Annotated in this window: 13 protein-coding genes and 1 riboswitch; of the genes, 4 read left to right on the plus strand and 9 right to left on the minus strand. The window is 61.1% G+C overall.

Translation table 11 applies throughout. From position 1 onward, the window contains the following. Positions 1-45: 45 nt before the first annotated feature. From TERRO_RS11330 to hemW, 5 genes are all read right to left on the minus strand, one after another. Entirely contained in the window at positions 46-2,487 is a 2,442-nt protein-coding gene (locus TERRO_RS11330) for a TonB-dependent receptor (protein ID WP_014786134.1), read from the minus strand. A gap of 30 nt (positions 2,488-2,517) precedes the next feature. Continuing rightward, positions 2,518-2,758, minus strand: a riboswitch (cobalamin riboswitch). A gap of 45 nt (positions 2,759-2,803) precedes the next feature. After that, a complete protein-coding gene (locus tag TERRO_RS11335) occupies positions 2,804-3,853 on the minus strand; it encodes a threonine aldolase family protein (RefSeq protein WP_014786135.1) in 1,050 nt (349 codons plus the stop codon). Next, on the minus strand, positions 3,846-4,247 hold the full coding sequence (locus TERRO_RS11340; RefSeq protein WP_425358491.1) for a DUF6984 family protein: 402 nt from the start codon (positions 4,245-4,247) through the stop codon (positions 3,846-3,848). The genes TERRO_RS11335 and TERRO_RS11340 overlap by 8 nt, the downstream gene beginning before the upstream one ends. Beyond that, positions 4,183-4,422 (minus strand): hypothetical protein, encoded by a 240-nt coding sequence (locus TERRO_RS22065; RefSeq protein WP_014786137.1) that lies wholly within the window; start codon positions 4,420-4,422, stop codon positions 4,183-4,185. The genes TERRO_RS11340 and TERRO_RS22065 overlap by 65 nt, the downstream gene beginning before the upstream one ends. Before the next feature lie 27 nt (positions 4,423-4,449). Next, complete coding sequence (gene hemW / locus TERRO_RS11345) at positions 4,450-5,646, minus strand: radical SAM family heme chaperone HemW (RefSeq protein ID WP_014786138.1); 1,197 nt, start codon at positions 5,644-5,646, stop codon at positions 4,450-4,452. Between the two features lie 88 nt (positions 5,647-5,734). Here hemW and TERRO_RS11350 point away from each other — a divergent pair, with 88 nt between their 5' ends. Continuing rightward, a complete protein-coding gene (locus tag TERRO_RS11350; protein WP_014786139.1) occupies positions 5,735-7,732 on the plus strand; it encodes an ABC transporter ATP-binding protein in 1,998 nt (665 codons plus the stop codon). 72 nt (positions 7,733-7,804) lie between these two features. Here TERRO_RS11350 and TERRO_RS22070 read toward each other — a convergent pair whose 3' ends face one another. After that, positions 7,805-9,010 (minus strand): YXWGXW repeat-containing protein, encoded by a 1,206-nt coding sequence (locus tag TERRO_RS22070; RefSeq protein ID WP_014786140.1) that lies wholly within the window; start codon positions 9,008-9,010, stop codon positions 7,805-7,807. Positions 9,011-9,184: 174 nt separating this feature from the next. On the opposite strand from TERRO_RS22070, the gene lpxB reads away from it, so the two are divergent. After that, positions 9,185-10,411, plus strand: a complete 1,227-nt coding sequence (gene lpxB / locus TERRO_RS11360) for a lipid-A-disaccharide synthase (RefSeq protein WP_245536068.1) — start codon at positions 9,185-9,187, stop codon at positions 10,409-10,411. Positions 10,412-10,469: 58 nt separating this feature from the next. Then, entirely contained in the window at positions 10,470-12,452 is a 1,983-nt protein-coding gene (locus TERRO_RS11365; protein WP_014786142.1) for a M1 family aminopeptidase, read from the plus strand. Between the two features lie 573 nt (positions 12,453-13,025). On the opposite strand, the gene TERRO_RS11370 is transcribed toward TERRO_RS11365, so the two are convergent. After that, complete coding sequence (locus TERRO_RS11370) at positions 13,026-14,123, minus strand: phospholipase D-like domain-containing protein (protein WP_245536287.1); 1,098 nt, start codon at positions 14,121-14,123, stop codon at positions 13,026-13,028. 154 nt (positions 14,124-14,277) lie between these two features. On the opposite strand from TERRO_RS11370, the gene TERRO_RS11375 reads away from it, so the two are divergent. Further along, positions 14,278-15,375: a hypothetical protein gene (locus TERRO_RS11375; protein ID WP_014786144.1), complete on the plus strand. Its 1,098-nt coding sequence runs from the start codon at positions 14,278-14,280 to the stop codon at positions 15,373-15,375. A gap of 166 nt (positions 15,376-15,541) precedes the next feature. On the opposite strand, the gene TERRO_RS11380 is transcribed toward TERRO_RS11375, so the two are convergent. Together TERRO_RS11380 and TERRO_RS11385 are read right to left on the minus strand one after the other, a co-directional pair. Then, positions 15,542-17,269: an ABC transporter ATP-binding protein gene (locus TERRO_RS11380; RefSeq protein ID WP_014786145.1), complete on the minus strand. Its 1,728-nt coding sequence runs from the start codon at positions 17,267-17,269 to the stop codon at positions 15,542-15,544. 241 nt (positions 17,270-17,510) lie between these two features. Next, positions 17,511-18,572: a PLP-dependent cysteine synthase family protein gene (locus tag TERRO_RS11385; RefSeq protein WP_014786146.1), complete on the minus strand. Its 1,062-nt coding sequence runs from the start codon at positions 18,570-18,572 to the stop codon at positions 17,511-17,513. Between the last annotated feature and the right edge of the window lie 35 nt (positions 18,573-18,607).

An 18,607-nucleotide genomic window follows, 5' to 3' on the forward strand; every position in this document is an offset into this window, starting at 1 on the left:
CATGCTGCCCGGTAAGCCTACTTCGGCTCTCCGGGCAGCACTGGATTATTCCGCTGGAAAGCGAACCTTCAGGCCAACACGCACCGTCAGCGGAAGGCCTGGATAGCCAAACGCGCCAATGTGCTGGTTGTTCAGCAGATTCTCAGCCTGCGTAAACACACCGATCGACGGCCGCCACTGGTAGGTGACGCTGGCGTCCAGCTTCGTAAAGCCATAGGCCAGGTTACGGTTCGGCAGCAGCATCGAGTTATCGAAGGTAGAGCTAGAGAACGCATCGATAAACGTCGAATCATCCGACCGCGAGGACATAGCCCCCTTCAGCGCAGCACCAAACTTGTTGCCCGTGTACTGCACGACGAAGAAGCCCGTGTTCGGCGCGCGCCGGAACGGACGCTGACCCACCAGCGGCGAACTGACACCGATGGCAACGCCCGCATACTTGGGGTTTACGGTCGCCGCACCACCAAGCGCCTGCAACGCATCGGTTGAGAAGGACTGCTTCACCGAAGCATCCAGGTACGTGTAGCCTGCACGAACAAACAGGCGATGCGTCATCTGGTACTGCAGCTCCGCTTCGATGCCCTGCCCCTGTGTCGACAGAGAGTTCAGATAAAAGCCATACAGCGCCTGCGGCAGCGTCTGGTTGAAGTACTGGTTGTACAGCGACGTCGACACATACTCGATGCCGCGGCCGTACGTACTGTGAAAGTAAGTGAGGTGCAGAATCGCACGGTCGCTATAGATGTTCTGACTTACGCCACCTTCGTAAGTACGGCTGCGCTGTGCGCCAATGGGACTGACACGGAACTTTGCAATATCCGCCGTATCGTTGATGCCTTGCAGCGCGGCATACAGCGATGAGAGCTGCGTCGACAGGTTCGGCTCCTGCACGCCCTTGGCAAAGTTCACACGCAGACGCGTGCCATGGAACCAGCCGGTACCAGGCTGAATGGCATAGTAAGCAAGCCCAAGCTGCGGCTGGCCCTCAGTGCCATACAGCGAGTTGCGCTGGATCGCACCGCCCAGTGTATAGAAGACTCGGTGACCCACGCTTCCCTGCATCTGCAACGTGTAATCGTAGTTGCTGCGGCCAACCTGCTGATTGGTGCCGAACAGCGGATACCGATACGAGCCACGCTCATCCTGAAAGCGGAAACCACCAATGACCGTAAGGTGTTCGTTGACCTTGTAGTCCGTCCGGTAGTCAAGTCCATCGCGGTTCGAGACCAGTTCATAGCGCGTTGGGAACGGATCGTAACCAACGACGGCGCTGCCCGTTGCAGACGTGCCATTCGCGCCGCGAATCGTCACAACCTTGCCGTAGTAAGTGCCGAAGCCATCCGGTGTGCCGTTGCTGGCAAACTGCTGCGACTGCTCGCGCTTGCGTGCGCCAATGTAGCGGAAGCTGTTATGCCAGCCGCTTCGACGCGTGTCGTCGATGACGCCGGACATGTACGTGTTCTGATCGCCCTGCTTACCCACCTGCGTCAGGCCCTGGAAGTCATAGGGGCCCGGCAGTCCCGTTGCAGACACACCATTGCGAACTGTGCCGCGGATGCTGGTAGTGCCCGTGAAGCTATAGCCCAGGTTCGCAGCAGACGTCGCGGAATGATAGCGGTCATTGGCCAGCGCGTTGGAGGTATCGAAGCGCGAGAAGGCCGTGTAGTAATCCGCCTTGCCGTACGTACCGGAGAGCGTCGCTTCATTGCGCCAGGTGTGTAAGTTTCCCGCGTCACCAGAGTAAGTAAGCACCGGCCGAATCGCCGTGCCGTGCGGTGTTTCAAAGCGCACCACACCCGCGCGCGCATCCGTACCGTAGAGCACGCTATCCGGTCCGCGATGTGACTCCAACGCGCGCACTGCCGTGGAAGATACGGTGCCAAAGTCAAAGACACCGCCCACGTCGTTCGCGGGTACATCGTCGATCAGGACCTTGTTCGCGTCCGAGTTGCCGCCACGCACAAACAGCGACGTCGCACCACCGTACTGGCCGGTCTGTACCATCGATACGCCTGGCTGCAGACGCAGTTCCTGCGTCACGTCGACACGCGTGCTCAGGTCCTGCATCGGAATAATCGTGACGCTACCGCTCGTCTGCGCGATCGCCGTGGGTACGCCCGTGGCCGTCACCGTGACTTCACTGCGGACGGGATTGATCGTCATTTGCAGATCGCGTGAGACCACGTCCAGCGACCGGCCATAGAAAGGCTCGCTGACCTGCACGGCAAAGGCCTGTGCGTTTGCCAGCAGCAAGAAGCGTCCGTCTTCCGTAGAGCGAATTTCGTACGAACCATCCGGCAGTGTGACGGTCGATGCCACAACCTGCGTGCCCTTGATTAACTGCACGCGTGCCGATGGAATGGCCCGGCCCAGCGGATCGCGCACGCTGCCGCGAATGATGACGGCGTGTGCCGTAAGTGTAGTGGTGGACAAGACTGCGGCGAGCCACACGCATGTGCGCGCGCGTCGCCTGGGGATGCAATACATTTGAATCTCCTACGCTCCCCCTCGGGGCGTGGTTTGCTGTCAGCACCGGAATCGGTCTCCTGACTTACGCGCTTGCGCAGGGCCTCGGTAATGCCACGCACCTCGCCTTCCCGCTGTTCGCAGTGACGACCGGCGCCTCGAAGCTCCGCGTCTCCTCAATGCATCGGAGGAGCGCGATTACAGTTGCGGGGCAGTGGCGGAATCTCACCGCGCTTCCCATTGCATTCCAATGCAGTTGGCGTGAATGTCGAACAGTGCGCCGAAGCGCAGTCTGTCAATGGAGTGTGAACCTCCAGTCTACGCGCCACCGGACGCATTAGGCCGCTGTATGTGCCTCTATCGCAACATTTGCCAGGATCGCCGATGCACGCAGGCAGGCGGTTTGATCCACATCGCGATGCGTCACCAGGCGCACGCTGTGGGCGCTCAGGGCACTGGCAAGTACGCCGTTTTGCTTGAGCGCTGCGACATATGCAGGCGCGTCAAAGGCAGTGGTGAAGATCACGATGTTCGTCTCAACATCTGCTGGATCAATCGTGATGCCTTCGATCTTCGCCAAGGCCTCTGCCAGCAGCCTCGCCGTGGCGTGATCCTCGTGCAGACGCTTCGGCATCTCTTCCAGCGCGATCAAGCCCGCCGCGGCCAGAATGCCCGCCTGCCGCATGCCACCACCCAGCGCCTTGCGGACCATGCGGGCTTCCCGGATGAATTCCGCAGTGCCAACCAGGAGCGATCCCACCGGCGCGCACAGGCCCTTCGACAGGCAAAAGTTCACCGAGTCATAGCCCTCCGTCAGCGTGGCAACGTCGGTCTTCAGAGCGGTCGCGGCGTTAAACACTCGCGCACCATCCAGGTGAATGGGCAAGCCGCGGCTGTGCGCGCCATTCCGCAACTCGCGCATGACGGCCAGCGGCGTCACCGTGCCGCCTGCCATGTTGTGCGTGTTCTCTACCCAGACCAGGCCGGTCTGTGCCTTGTAGTAAAGACCGGATGTCGCCAGAGCCGGCTCGATATCCTTCCAGCGCAGAACACCGCGCTGCCCGGCGACCGTACGCAACTGGCAGCCGCTGAACATTGCGGCCATGCCCATCTCCCAGTCCATCACATGCGCCCGCGACTCGCAGACAACTTCCCTCCCGGGCTGCGTGTGCAGACGCAGTGCGATCTGATTGCCCATCGATCCGGTCGGCACAAAGATAGAAGCCTCACGGCCAAAGAGCTCAGCAGCGCGCGCCTCCAGCTTGTTGATCGTCGGGTCCTCGCTGTAGACGTCATCCCCCACCTCAGCGTTGGCCATGGCAGAACGCATCTCGGGCGTGGGTTTTGTTACGGTGTCGCTGCGAAGGTCGATGATGTTCTCAGGCACGTTTCAGTTCTCCAGGTTCCGGCAAGCGCAGCAAAGGCTTGAAATCAACTCGCCAAATATCCAACTCGAACAGGTCGCCATCCTGATCGACGTTAAGCGAAATCTCGAGCCCCATGCCGTCTTCGTCCCTTGCACGCACGGCGATCAATTCGTGATCCATCTTCCGAGGCCCGAGCCCCGTAAAACGAAGGCTACCCATGCCGCCGTCCTTCATGAACTCGACACGAGCGTCAGCCAAATGATCCCGCAGCGATGCGCCGTCCGGCAGCATTTCGAGCATCGCTGTGATCAGCGCTGATTCGCGTGGAGTGAGGGCTCGCGCACCCGGGCTAACGTACGGTGATGCGTCCCACGTGGATGTTGCCGTCGTCGAATCTAAAGGCTCGAAACTCAAGGTGCACTCCTCTCACATGAACTTCTCCCGTATAGGGTCCGGCCATGAGTCGGTCCTGCAAGAGCTGCAGATGCTTCGTGATCTCCTGCTCAACGTCGCTTTGTGTCAGTCCTGCCGCATAGGTGTGACGGAAGGTATGTGAGAGCTGATTGGCATTCCGTCCGAACTCGATCAAATGGCGGTCATCCGCGATGACATGATTCTAAGCTGCTGGGATAGCGAGCAATTCTCCAAAAACACTGGATGAGAGGATGCGTCCGTTCTGAGTCAATCGGACGGATTCGCGGTCTACAGACATGAAGCCCGCGATAGCAAGCTCACGGGACCTCTCAACAAAGGCATCCACCCACGCAGCAGGGTAATCCCGCCGCAACGCGTCGATCGACACGCCCTCGCTCAAACGCAGCCCAAGGAAGATACTCTCCTCCCAGGCTTCAAGTGCATCCACCCGCTCCACCTCCACGGCCTCGGCGGCGTCCATGTAACCGTCCAGGTCGTCGGCGTTCGCGAAGCGCACAGCCCCACCGGTCTCGGCGTCCAACAGCATGGAGTGCGCATCGAGTCCGAAACCGAGGTAGGGTGCCCGTGTCCAGTACTTCAGATTGTGCCGCGACGTATGGCCGGCTCGCGCAAAGTTCGAGATCTCGTACTGCGTCAGCCCTGCGCCGTTCAACGCTTCACAAGCCTGCGAATAAAGATCCGCAACCAGTGAGTCAGCAGGCGTCGCATTGGCGCCGTAACGGACACCCGGTCCGATCAGCTCACGCCCAAGCCGCGAATCCTCATCGACCTCGAGCATGTAGACAGAAACGTGATCGACGCTACTCTCGATGGCCTGCTGCAACGACTCACTCCAGCTCGCGACCGTCTGGTGCGGCAGCCCGGCGATCAGATCCACGTTGAGATCCCGAACGCCCGCAGCACGCAGGCGTTCCAGCTCTGCCAGGCACGAAGCACCCGTATGCGAGCGCCCAACAGCCCGCGACTCCGCATCGACGAAGCTCTGCACCCCCAGCGAGATGCGGTTCACACCACTCTTTAGCAGCGAGTCCAACAGCGCATCGGAGATCTGACCCGGAGCGGCCTCTACGGTGATCTCGGCGTCCTGAAACACTTGAAACTGGTCACGAAGCGCACCAAAGAGCGCCGTCATCTGCTGTGGCTCCAGCAACGAAGGCGTACCCCCGCCAAGGAAGATCGAATCCACCGCGGATGGGACCGCAAGTCCATGCGGTGACGCGAAATCGCGCGCGGCGCCAATCTCTGCAATGACCCGATCCACGTAAGCGGCCATGCGCGCGGGCGGGTAAGCGTCTGAGGCGAAGTTGCAGAAGGTGCACTTGGCTTTGCAGAACGGCACCGAAAGGTACAGTCCCAGCGTGTTGTCGACCGTGCCCATGGCTCCATTTTCCCACGTTGGTGCTGGCCGCCCCATACGAAAGCTGCACCGGAGCGGCCCCGGCCCACATCTACAATGGGACAGACTCATGGCGAAACGCACCAAAGAAAAGCCCAAGCCCGCAGCGAAGTCCGGCGGCGACGAAGAGGTACTGGGAAAGGCCTATGACAGCCGGCTGATGCGCCGGCTGCTGACCTACATGCGTCCCTACACGGGCCATGCCGTCCTCAGCTTCGCCGCCATCCTGCTCAAGGCCGCCGCGGACGTCGCGGGCCCTTACCTGATCCTCGTTGCGACCGATCGCTACATGACGGGCCGCTCCACGACGTTTGTACCGCCATTTCTCCAGCGCCATCTCAGCACAGTGCCGCTCACGGGTATCACCCAGTGCGCGCTACTCTACATGTGCGCGCTGCTGATGAGCTACGGTCTCGAGTTCCTGCAGACCTACCTGATGCAGTGGACCGGCCAGCGCATCATGTTCGACATGCGCTCGCAGATCTTCCGCCACCTGCAGCGCATGCACGTCGGCTTCTACGACAAGAATCCCGTGGGCCGCCTGGTTACGCGCGTCACAAGCGACATTGACGCGCTGAACGAAATGTTCACGAGCGGCGTGCTCGCGATCTTCGAAGACGTCTTCGTCCTGATCTTCATCGTCGGCATCATGCTTTGGATGAGCTGGCCGCTGGCCCTGCTCACGCTCTCCGTACTGCCGCTCATCATGTACGCCACGCGGCTCTTTCGGATCGCCGTACGCGCCAGCTACCGTCGCATCCGCGTCGCCATTGCGAAGATCAACGCCTACACGCAGGAACACGTCAGCGGCATGAGCGTCGTACAACTCTTCAACCGCGAAGAGCGCGCCTACAAGGACTTCCAAAGCATCAACGCAGAACATCGCGACGCCTTCGTCGACCAGGTGCAGGCCTACTCGCTCTACTATCCTGCAGTCGAATTGCTCAGCAGCATCGCCATCGCAACGGTCATCTGGAAGGGTGGCCTAGGCGTCCTCCACGGCAGCACCTTCTTCGGCCGCACGGTCACGGTCGGCGTCCTGCTTGCCTTCATGCAGTACGCGCAGCGCTTCTTCCGGCCCATCATGGACCTCAGCGAGAAGTACAACATTCTGCAGGCTGCCATGGCCGCCAGCGAACGTGTCTTCAAGCTGATCGATACCGAGCCCGAAATCGTCTCACCGGCAACCGTCACCGCCACGCCAGACAGTGGCTCACCGTGCGCCATTGAGTTCCGCGATGTCTGGTTCACCTACCAGACGCTGAACGACGACCAGCGCGTCTGGGTCGAAACCGCGGCCGACGCGGAGCTTGCCGCATCGACCGACATCGAGTGGATCCTCCGTGGTGTTTCGTTCCGCGTGGCGCGCGGTGAGACCGCTGCCATCGTCGGACACACCGGTGCCGGCAAGACGACCATCACGGCCCTGATGATGCGCTTCTACGACGTCACGCGCGGCGCAGTCCTGATCGATGGTGTCGACGTCCGCGAAGTAGCTCTCGACACCCTGCGCAGGCGATTCGGTGTCGTTCTGCAGGATGCCTTTCTGTTCACCGGCACCGTCCGCAGCAACATCCGTCTGGGCAGTGAATGGATCACGGACGCCGAGGTCGAGCATGCCGCCGACGAGGTCAACATCGGCGACTTCATCCGCACCCTGCCGCAGGGCTTCGACCAGCCCATGCAGGAGCGCGGCGCGACCCTCTCCACCGGCCAGAAGCAGCTCATCAGCTTCGCACGCGCTCTGGCGCACCGGCCTGAGATCCTGATCCTCGACGAAGCCACCAGCTCCGTCGACACCGATACCGAACTGCGCGTGCGACTTGCCCTGCAGCGCATGATCACCGGCCGCACCTCGGTCGTAATCGCACACCGCCTCTCCACCATTCAGCGCGCAGACACCATCCTGGTCATGCACAAGGGCCAGCTCCGCGAGAGCGGCACGCATAACGAACTGCTCGTGGAGCGCGGCCTCTACTGGCGCCTCTACCGCCTGCAGTACAAGGATCAGGAAGACACCGTCATCCCCATTCCGGCAGAACCACTCCGCCTGCAGCCCGGCGACTAACGCAACATCGATTCAACACAGAAGCGGAGGCCCCATCGGCCTCCGCTTCTTCTTGCTGTCGACCACGGATCGTTACCGGCGACGGACACCCTCACGACCATTGTGGTTCTCGCGCTGGATCTGGTGGCTGGCGACGTTCTGTTCGCGATTCACCTGCTGCCGCTCAGGTCCGTTTAGCCGGCCGCCGTTTGCCATACGATCCGCCCTCACCTGCTGGTTGATGTTCTGCTGACGGCTCTCCGCTCGTGCCGCCTCGCTCGCCGTCATCTGGCCGCTGTTGATGCCGTTGGCAATTCGCTGCTGCTGATTCGCCTCGCGGTCACCCACCAGACTATTGCCCTGGTTCTGTACGGCAGCATTGTGCTTGTCGTTGTAGATCGAGTTGCTGATGTTGTTCTGGCGCTGGTTGATGTTCTGCTGCTCCTGCGGCGTCAGGCTCCCGCCGTTCGCTGCACGGTCATTCCGAATGGTGTTGTTCAGGTTCGCCTCGCGCCCCTCAACGTTTCTCGTCTCACCGGCGGTCATCTGCCCGGAAGCGACACCCTGCGCAATGCGGCCCTGCTGGTCGAAGCGGCGGCCATTCACCTGGTTCATCGCAAGCGTCTGCGGCCGACCACCATTCACGCTGGCAAGCGAGCCGCGATCCTGCGCAAAGTTCGTCTGGTGCATCTGCTGATTTACCGTGGCACCCACATGCTGCTCATGGGCAAAGGCCATCTGCTGCGGCGTCGGCCGCGCCGCGATCCCACCAGGTCCATTGAAGCTCACACGGTTGATGTTGTTGTTCACAATCACCGTGCGGTCGACGTACGTGTTGTGAATGACCGTCGTATTCACATTCATCACAGCCGTGTTGTAACGGAAGGTATTCCCCGCCCACACACCGCCGCCAAAGCCCACGCCCGTATAGCCAAAGCCATAGTTCACGCCGCCATAGAAGCCGACATGCGGTCCCCAGTAGCCGGGATGCCAGCCATACGCACCGCTTGCAAAGCCCCAGTAACCCGGCGTCCACAAATAGCCAACCTGCGGCGGCGCAACCCACACGCCCGGCACCCAGTAGTAGCCCGCAGGACCATAGGCCCAGTATCCCGGCGTCCACAGGTAGCCCGGCGTCGGGCACGGCGGCTGCACGTAGACCGGCAGCGCGGGCGGCGCAGTGTGAATGGCGATGCCAATCGAAAACGACTGGGCCGCAGCGGATGGCGGCGCGATGCTTGCAACAGCAGCGATCAAAGGCAGAGTTGCAGCGAAGGTCAGTTGCACGAAGCGATTCATGGTGTCTCCCGTGCACGAAGTCAGTCCGTGCAGACAGCCACTTCAACCCACGGCTTTTTCGGATGTTTCTCGCAGCCTCGCACAATGCGTTCCGTGTCGCAATTCTGCGTATCCGACATAACGAGCTCCGCAGCAACATCGCCCACCTACCGCGACGGATACACTTGTCGGGACGTGCTGCAGACCCCACTCATCTTCCTCTCGGCCGGCGAGGCCAGCGGCGACCACTACGGCGCACAACTCATCGCTGCCGTAAAAGCCGTCCTGCCACAGGCCCGTTTCATCGGACTGGGCGGAGCCGCCATGGAAGCCGAAGGCCAGCAACGAGTCGTCCGCGCAGAAGACGTCGCCGTCATGGGCATCACCGAGATACTGCAACACATCCCGCGCATCCTCGGCAGCTACCTCCGGCTCGTCCAATCCATCAAGAGGAACCGGCCAGACGTCGCCGTGCTCATCGACTTCCCCGATGTCAACTTCCGTCTCGCCAAACACCTCAAGAGGCTCGGTGTACCCGTCATCTGGTTCGTCAGCCCGCAACTCTGGGCCTGGAAGCGTAGTCGTCTGCGCTGGGTGCAGCAACGCATCTGGAAGATGCTGACCATCTTTCCCTTCGAAGAGACCTTCTATGCCAACCGCGGCGTCACGGCCGAATTCGTCGGACATCCGCTGGCGGAACAGCCGCTCCCGACGATCTCTCGCGAGCAATACGCGAAGGATCACAGCCTCGATCCTGCAAAGCAGTGGGTCGCTCTCCTGCCCGGCAGCCGTGGCGGTGAGATCGACGCAAACCTGCCAGAGATGGTGCGCGCAACCGCACTCATCGAGCAGGACTATCAGTACCTTCTCCCCGTCGCACCCACCGTCAGCGACGCACGTCGCGATGCGATGAGGACCGCCACGCAGGCATCCAGAGTCAAGCTGGTGTCCGACGCCCGCGCCGCCTTGCTGCACAGCCGCGCAGCCGTCGTAGCCAGCGGCACGGCGACAGTGCAGGCAGCGGTCATCGGCATCCCGTTCCTCCTCGTCTATCGAGTCTCGGACCTTACGTTTAAGGCAGCGAAGCGCCTGGTCCGATACCCCGTCGAAATTCCGGCGGAGGAGGACGCGCACGGCAATCTTCCCATCGGCATGGTGAACCTCGTCGCCGGCAGGCGGATCGTCCCCGAGCTCCTCCAGGAACACTTCACCGGAGAAGCCGCCGCCGCGGCCCTGAGACCCCTCCTCGAAGATTCACCCGAGCGTGCGGCTCAGATCGCAGCCCTCGCTGAAGTCCGTCACAAGCTCCAATCCCCCAACCACCGCACCGGCATCGAAAGCCTGCGCGACGCCGTACTGGAAGCTCTTGAACCGCCGCCCCTGACCACCTCATCCGCCGCGCCTGCATCTGCGTCTAAATAAAGGACAGCCCATAATTGGGCTACCCTTGCCTCAGCTCGAATGAAGGACCCTCGCCAGCATGTTTGCGATCCGCAAGTTTGTAGTCGCCACCAGCGCCGCCGCTCTCTCTATCTCCGCCGCCGCCCAGACCAGCGGCACGCGCCAGCCGCTGCAGGTGACCGGCTACACCATCGACGCACAGCTTGATCCCGTCGCTCAGCGCCTGACAGCGACCGCCGCCGTCACCTTCACAGCGGTTCAGGACCTCATGTCGGCCACCTTCGAACTGAACAACGGCCTCCGCATCACCAAGATCACCGGGCCGGACGGCAAGCCGCTCGACAGCGACCGTGACGCCAGACGCTCGACCGTTACGGTGTCGCTTCCCGTCGCTATCCCAACCGGAACAACCTCCACCTTTACATTCACTTACGCCGGCATCCTGAAAGAAGCAGATACAAGCCCGGTTGAGGGCATCAAGACCGCTGCGCTCGCCACGCCCATCTCCATGCTGCTCTACCCGGGCCGCTGGTTCCCCATGGTCGGCCTGTACACCAACCGCTTTACGATGAACCTGCACGCCACCGTCCCCAGCGATGAGATCGCCGTGAGCAGCGGTTTCACGGGTAAGAAATCGGTCGCTGGCAACAAGACCGAGTTCGACTTCGCATGGTCCAAACCCGGCTTCCCCGGAACCCTGATCGCAGGCAAGTTCCTACCGGCAGGCAAGGTCGCAGGCTCGAATCAGATCTCCATCTACGTCACCGAGCCGCACAAGGCCGCGGCTGCTGATTACGCCGGCGTAGCCGCGCAGCAGCAGGAGTACTTCACCAACACCTTCGGCCAGCCCGAGAGCGGCAAGCTGCAGATCGTCGAACTGCCCGACGACAGCGTCTCCGCATCCTGGGGACCAGAGATTGCCGCCATTGCGGGCAATCGCATCGGCGACAAGAACAGCCATCGCCTGCTGGCCAACACCATCAGCCGCCAGTGGTGGGGCTCTGAGATCTCGCCTGCCACACTGAACGACGCGTGGATCACGAACGGCATGGCCCGCTACTCCGAACTGATGAACCTGGAAGAGACCGGCGGCAAGACCGCGCTCCAGAACGCCATCCCCGATATCGAAGCAGGCGCGCTCGCCTACGACACGGCACCGCTCTCGACCCTCGCTCGCGTCGACCCATTCTCGCCACAGTTCCAGTCCATGACGCTTGAGAAGGGTGCCATGGTCTTCCACATGCTCCGTTACCAGCTTGGCGACGACAAATTCCTCGCCTTCCTGAAGGGCCTGCTCTCGCAGTACACCGACAAGCCCGTCCGCTCCGCTGATCTGGAAGTGGTCGCGAAGGCGCAGGGCGGCGAAGGCGTCAACCTGAGACCCTTCTTCGCGCAGTGGATCGATGGCACCGGCGCACCGTCCTTCCAGGACAAGTTCACCATCTACCGTCTCGGGTCCAACAAAGGCTTCCGCACCATCGGCTCTGTCTCGCAGGACCTCGACCTCTTCCGCATGCCCATCGACCTGCGCATCGAGACCGACGGTAAGACCGAAACCCGCAAGATCGACGTGACCGGTACGGACTCCGCGTACACCATCGAGACCTTCGGCCGTCCCCGCCGCATCGTCATCGATCCCGACAACTGGGTGCTCAAAAGCACGCCGGATCTCGCCGTCCGCGTCGCCGTCCTCAAGGGTCAGCAACTCGTAGCCCAGGGCGACCTCATCGGTGCACTGGCCGAGTACCAGAAGGCGCTCGACAGCAACAAGAACTCAGCGCTCGCAAACTACCGCATCGCAGAGATCTTCTTTACGCAACGTAACTACCAGTCGTCCGCCAACAGCTACCGCGACTCGCTGCGAGGCGACGGCGAACCGCGCTGGACGCAGGTCTGGAGCCACATCGGCCTCGGCAAGATCTTCGACCTGACCGGCCAGCGCGATCGTGCCGTGCAGGAATACCGACTCGCCGTGCAGACCAACGACAACACACAGGGCGCCATCAACGAAGCGCGTGCACTTCTGCAGAAACCCTTCGAGCGCGCGCGCTCCATGGACTAAGCTTCGTTTCGAACCAACAAGGCCCACGTCTCAATCCTGAGGCGTGGGCCCTGCCTTTTGCGAAGCAATGAGCCAGAATCCAACCACCACCTTCGGGTCAGAAGAATGTCGCATTCTTGCGCCTCAACACAAGCAACACGCGACGCAATTCCTGAATCCGCGCGCCACCAAAGCGCGTCTAGTTAGGTGTTCGGCAAGGAAATGCGGGTCACTCGAGAACCTGCGATCCGCACTGAACATGGCACAAGGCCAAACACGCCGGGCGATGAACGGAGCCGGCGCGAAGCTCTTCCCTAAAGCCGTGGGCACCAGTCGCGACCGCTCGACGACTGTCCCAACAGGGTGACACTTATGGTTCTTCGTAACGCTGCACTTTTGCTTGCACTGACGCTTCCAATAGCCGCATTCGCACAGGAGCATGATCGCTCCCCACACACGCATGACAGCTCACCGCGTACGCACGACAGCTCGCCACGTCCCACCGGCCAGCCGACTCGCTAACCGAGTCACATCGACATCAGAAAGGGCATGGCGCAAGCCATGCCCTTCTCTATTGCAAACCTTCCTCACGAACTAATCTTTTCGCTGCACCTGCAGCTGCGCGGCCTGCGCCGCCATGTCCCGTAGCGCCAGCAACACGGCATCGTGGATCTCTTCGCGGAAGGCATCACGCACTGTCTGTGCGACCTCACCCGGTTCAAACGCCACGTCACTCGTGCGGCGCTCGAAGACGCGCTCCAGCACCTGCTCCACCACCGGCTTCACGTTGATGTGCTTCGCAACGATCTTCGCCACACGCCGCACCGGGATATCCATCGCCGTTTCCATGGAGTCCTGCACCGCCGGCTGAGCCCCCTGCCAGTCGCCTTCGAAGATGTTGATCATCTTCTTCACCGCCGCTGCATCCTGGAAGATCACGCCAATCTCTCGGCGCGCCTCCAGCTCGAGCTTACGCAGACTCTGGCTGCCCAGAAATGCGGCCTTCCCATCACGAAGGATCGCGCGCACGTGCAGACGCATCCCCATCGTCCGCAGCGGCAGAATATTCGCCCGGGGTGAAGCGCGACCGATGATCCGCACATCCACGCCATCCGCGACCTTCTCCCGCAGCAACTTCACAAAGTCTGGATCGCTGATCTTCATCTCGTACAGCAGCAGCTGCTTCTTGGCGCCCTTGATGAACTCCGTCAGCTCCTTGCGCGCGTTAATCGGGCTGACGACCAGCTCATGCACGCTCGACACAAACGGCGTCCGGTGCGAGTCGCACTCGAACAGCTTCACCGCCTCCGCCACGATCGCGGGTGTCGTAATCCGAGCGCCAAACGACCGGCTCAGCGTAATGTCCAGGTGCGTGTAGTTGAACGCCAGCAGGAACAGTTCCTTGCGGTCGATGATGAACATCTTGCCGTGGTAACGCACCAGGTCGTCCGCCGTACGCGTCACGGTAATGCCGCGCTCCAGCAGACGCATCTCCAGCTTGCGAAGGTTCTTCTCTTCGCCGCGATTGGTAAACGCGATCAGCGCCTGCACCGTAACGCCGCGCTGCACGGCTTCTACGAGAGCCCGTTCGATCTCGCTACGGTCATACCGAAAGATCAGAATCAGAATGCTCGTCTTCGCGCTGCGCAGCGCGTTCAACAGGGGCTCGATGCCGTCATCCGGCTGTACCATCAGCTTCACTTGTATCTTGGTCTCCTGCTGTACTGGCACAGCGTCGTACTTCATGAGGATGCAGAACCGCTAGTGGAAGATGTTTTCCGTGCGTCGCGCATCGCACTTCGCGGGAATTGCTTCTTATCTCGTACAGACCACGTTCGGAGACAACATGTTGCGTTTCACACGGCTTTCGCACTTTGCAGTGATCTGCACGCTTGCCGCAGCATCCTTTCAAAGCTTTGCGTCCCCTGCCGCCGCCCACGCCGCTTACGTTCAGGACGACGACAAGAAGTCCAAGGCCAAAGAAGATGACAATGACCGCGACGTTCGCAGCAACGCCGCGCTGTGGGCGCAGATCCGCAACCCCGTCCTGTGGCACCAGCCAAAAGACATCGCCAGGCTGGACCTGCTCAACGGTCAGGGCGGCAGGGACAAGCAGCCCCGCCCTCCATTCGTCTTCGAATCAGAGGACATGGGCGGCACCAATCCCAAGATGGATGTGCGCGACGCCGGCGATAAGAAGTGGCGCGTGAAAGCTGGCGAAGAAGCACGGCCAGAGGTCGTCGCCTCGCGCCTTCTGTGGGCCATGGGCTACTTCGTCAATGACGACTACTTCTTGCCGTCAGCAACCGTCAGTAACGTAAAGGTGAAGCGGGGCCCGAAGGAATGGAAGGCCGGCCAACTGCAGGACGTCCGCTTCGCACGCAAACCCGCGGGCCAGAAGAAGATTGGCATCTGGGAGTGGAAGACCAACCCCTTCTACGGCAAGCGTGAGTTCAACGGCCTGCGCGTCATGATGGCCGTCATGAACAACTGGGACCTGAAGGACGAGAACAACGCCGTCTACACCGATAAGAAGAGCGGCCAGCAACTCTTCCTCGTCAGCGACGTCGGTGCAAGCTTCGGCTCCAACGGCATCGGATGGACCAAGGCAAGCTCCAAGGGAAATATCGACAGCTTCAAAGACTCGAAGTTCGTGACCCGCCTGACGACAGCCACCGTGGACTTCGGCACTCCCAGGCGTCCCACCGGCATGCTCTTCGCCACGGCGGGCGTCACGGCCAAGTCTTTCGCCATGCGGGCCAATCTCGACTGGATCGGCCGCGAGGTACCACGCGAGGACGCCCGATGGATCGGCGGCATGCTCGCCCAGCTCAGTCACAGGCAGTTGACCGATGCCTTCCGTGCAGGCGGCTTTCCCGACGAAGTCGTCACCCAATACGTAACCGTCGTCGAGTCACGCATCGCAGAGCTGAAGAAGCTTTAGTCAGCGCTGTCAGCAGAAACGAAGGCCCGGTTGCTGATGCATCCGGGCCTTCTTCCTGGCAACTGTCCGAACGGACGCCTAAGCCAGCAAAGCAGACTTCTCTTCATCCGCATGGGCTTGTGTCTCGTTCAATTCCTGGTATAAACCGCCGGCATGGATCAACTCGTCATGCGTGCCATTCTCCACGACACGCCCATCCTGCCAGCACATAGATGCAGTTCGCATTCCGCACCGTCGATAGCCGGTGAGCGATCACGATCGCCGTCTTCCCTTCCATCAATCGATCGAGCGCCTCGAACACCAGGTGCTCGCTGTTCGCATCAAGCGCCGAGGTCGGCTCATCCAGGATCAGGATCGGGCTGTTCCGCACCATGGCACGCGCAATCGCGATGCGTTGCCGCTGGCCACCCGACAGCAGGATGCCCCGCTCGCCCACGACTGTATCGTACTTCTGCGGCAGGCAGTCGATAAACTCATCCGCATTCGCGTCCTTCGCGGCCTGCACAATCTCGGCGTGCGTCGCCTCCGGCCGCCCATACGCAATGTTCTCCCAGATCGACCCGCTGAACAGCACCGTATCCTGCAGCACAAAGCTCAACTGCTCACGCAGTGACTTCTGCTTTACCTTGCTGACGTCCTGTCCATCGATCCGCACAGTTCCCGACTGCGGCTCGTAGAAACGTGCAATCAAGTTGATCAACGTCGTCTTGCCGGAACCAGTCGGCCCCACGATCGCAACCGTGGAGCAGGGCTCCACGCGCATCGTCACATCGTGCAGGATCTCGCGATCGCTGTTGTAGCTGAAGCTCACATTGTCCAGTTCGATGCGACCTTCGGTGATGCGCAGATTCTTGGCGCCAGCGGCGTCACGCACCTCGTCCTGATTGCCAATGATCTCCTGGATGCGTTCGTAGCCGATGTCGGCCTTCGAGTACGAATCCATGATCTTGCTGATGTCCTGCATCGGCTTGTACATACCCGCGATGTACGCAATAAAGATGTAGATCTTGCCGCCGGTCATATTCGAATCCAGAGCCAGCCGACCGCCGAAGTACAGCACACCGCAGGTACCCAGTGCCGTGACGATGTTCACAATCGGTACCAGCTTCGCCTTCAGCGTACGCGCCTTCAGTGAAGCCTCAACTGTCTCCAGGCTCTCGCCCTCAAGCCGGTCGATCTCATACTGCTCGCGCGAGAACGCCTTCACCACGCGGATGGAGCCAAGGACCTCCTGCACCACGGAGATCATCTTGCCCTCCTGCTTCCGCACCGCACGCGAAGCCTTCTTCACCTTGCGCGTGTACGTGTACACGATCGCGAACAGGATAGGCACGACAGCCAGCGCAATCAGTGTCAGTTGCCAGCTCAGGTAGAACAAAACGCCGATCATGCCGACAATGGTGGCGATGTCGACCAGGATGCTCAGCAACCCCGACACAATGAAGCTCTGAATCGAATCAATATCCGTCGTCACGCGGCTGATCAGGTCGCCCGTCTGGCTGGTGTCATGGTACGAAAGCGACAGCCGCTGCACCTGCGCGTAGAGCGTCCGGCGCAGATCATGCGTCACCCACTGCCCCACGCTCGTCGTCGTGTACTTCTCCCAGTACGAGCAGAACGCGTCCACAATCGCGATCGCAACAACCGCAATGCAGGCGAACATCAGGATCTGGTGCGGCTCCGTGCCGGCCGTGCGTTTGATGAACTTGAAGAGCCAGCCGTGAGATTCCTTGTGCGCAATCACATTGTCGAGCACGATCTTCAACGGCCACGGCGCCGCCACATCCGCGATACTCTCACCGGCAATCGCAACCAGCCCCAGCATCAGCGCCCGACGGTGAGGCCGCAGCAGTTCCTTGATCGTAATGCGGCGCGTCTCCTGCTTGTCGGGCATACTGCTCTGCAATCTCCTGGTCTGTGACGGCGTCTCGGGATCCACTGCAAATGCAGCAGGAACACGACAGTCGAACCACAGTTCCCGACCGCGTCGCCCCACGATACATTACGCCGAAGGACCACGGAATACCCCGTTAGCACGGAGAAAAGTAGCTCTTCAGAATCTCTTGAGTCCAACCGTTTGGACGCTGCGCCCCGCGCGGCTGTTGTCTTCCCGCCGTGTCAGCGGCCCGCCGCTCTCACGCGTTCAGAGCGCATCGTGGAACCACGCGGAGATCCAGCAATTCAACCTCGGGCGTCATGTAGTCCTCGCGCACCGGCTCTTCACGAAGCAGCCCCGTACTCAAATACTTCTTGTTGTCATCGCAAAACACAGTAGCAACCGTGGTCTTGCCTTCGAAGCGCATCGCCGCTGTCACCGCAGCAAGAAAATTGCAGCCCGACGAAATCCCTACGGCAAGCCCGAGCGTTCGCGCCAGCAACTGCGCCATCAGGATGGAGTCGCCATCGTGGATGGCGATCACCTCATCCACCTCGCGCAACTGGACGATCTCCGGAATGAACTCATCGCTGATGCCCTGGATGCGATGAGACCCCACCTTATAGCCGGTCGTCAGCGTAGGCGACTCCGCCGGCTCAACCGGATGACAGGTCAGGCCAGGCCACGCACGGCGCAGCGACTGCGAAACGCCCATGATCGTCCCCCCCGTTCCCACACCAGCAACAAACGCATCCGGGATCAGGCCTGCATGGCGAAGCTGCGCAATGATCTCTGGCCCGGTGCCGAGCGCGTGTGCCTCCACATTCGCTTCATTCTCAAACTGCCGTGGAAGGAAAACAGCGTTCTGCTCCAGGGCCAGCCTGCGGCAGCAGTCGATGCTGCCCAGAAAGCCACCCTGGTCCTTGCTGATGCTCACAACCTCTGCGCCATAGCTGCGGATCAGATCCATCCGCTCCCGGCTCATCCAGTCCGGCATGTAGATGACGACCTTATGTCCGAGCGCACCACCCAGTGCCGCAAACGCAATCCCCGTGTTTCCGCTGGTCGCTTCCGCAATGCGATCGCCCGGGCGCAGCGACCCATCCTCATACGCGCGCTCCAGAATGTGAAGCGCCATGCGGTCCTTGATCGAGCCGCTCAAATTCAGGTGCTCGGCCTTCGCGCAGACAGCGCCCGTGCGTCCGCGATACCGGTAGTCGATGCAGAGCATCGGCGTGTTGCCCACCAACTCCCGAAGTGCGGTGAAACGGTGACGCGTGGTCTCTGGAAGAGTGACAGGCTGCAGAAGCTCTAGGGGCATACGAGAATGCTAAAGATTCCCGTGCTTTCGATCCA

The organism is Terriglobus roseus DSM 18391, from assembly GCF_000265425.1.
Classification (GTDB): domain Bacteria; phylum Acidobacteriota; class Terriglobia; order Terriglobales; family Acidobacteriaceae; genus Terriglobus; species Terriglobus roseus.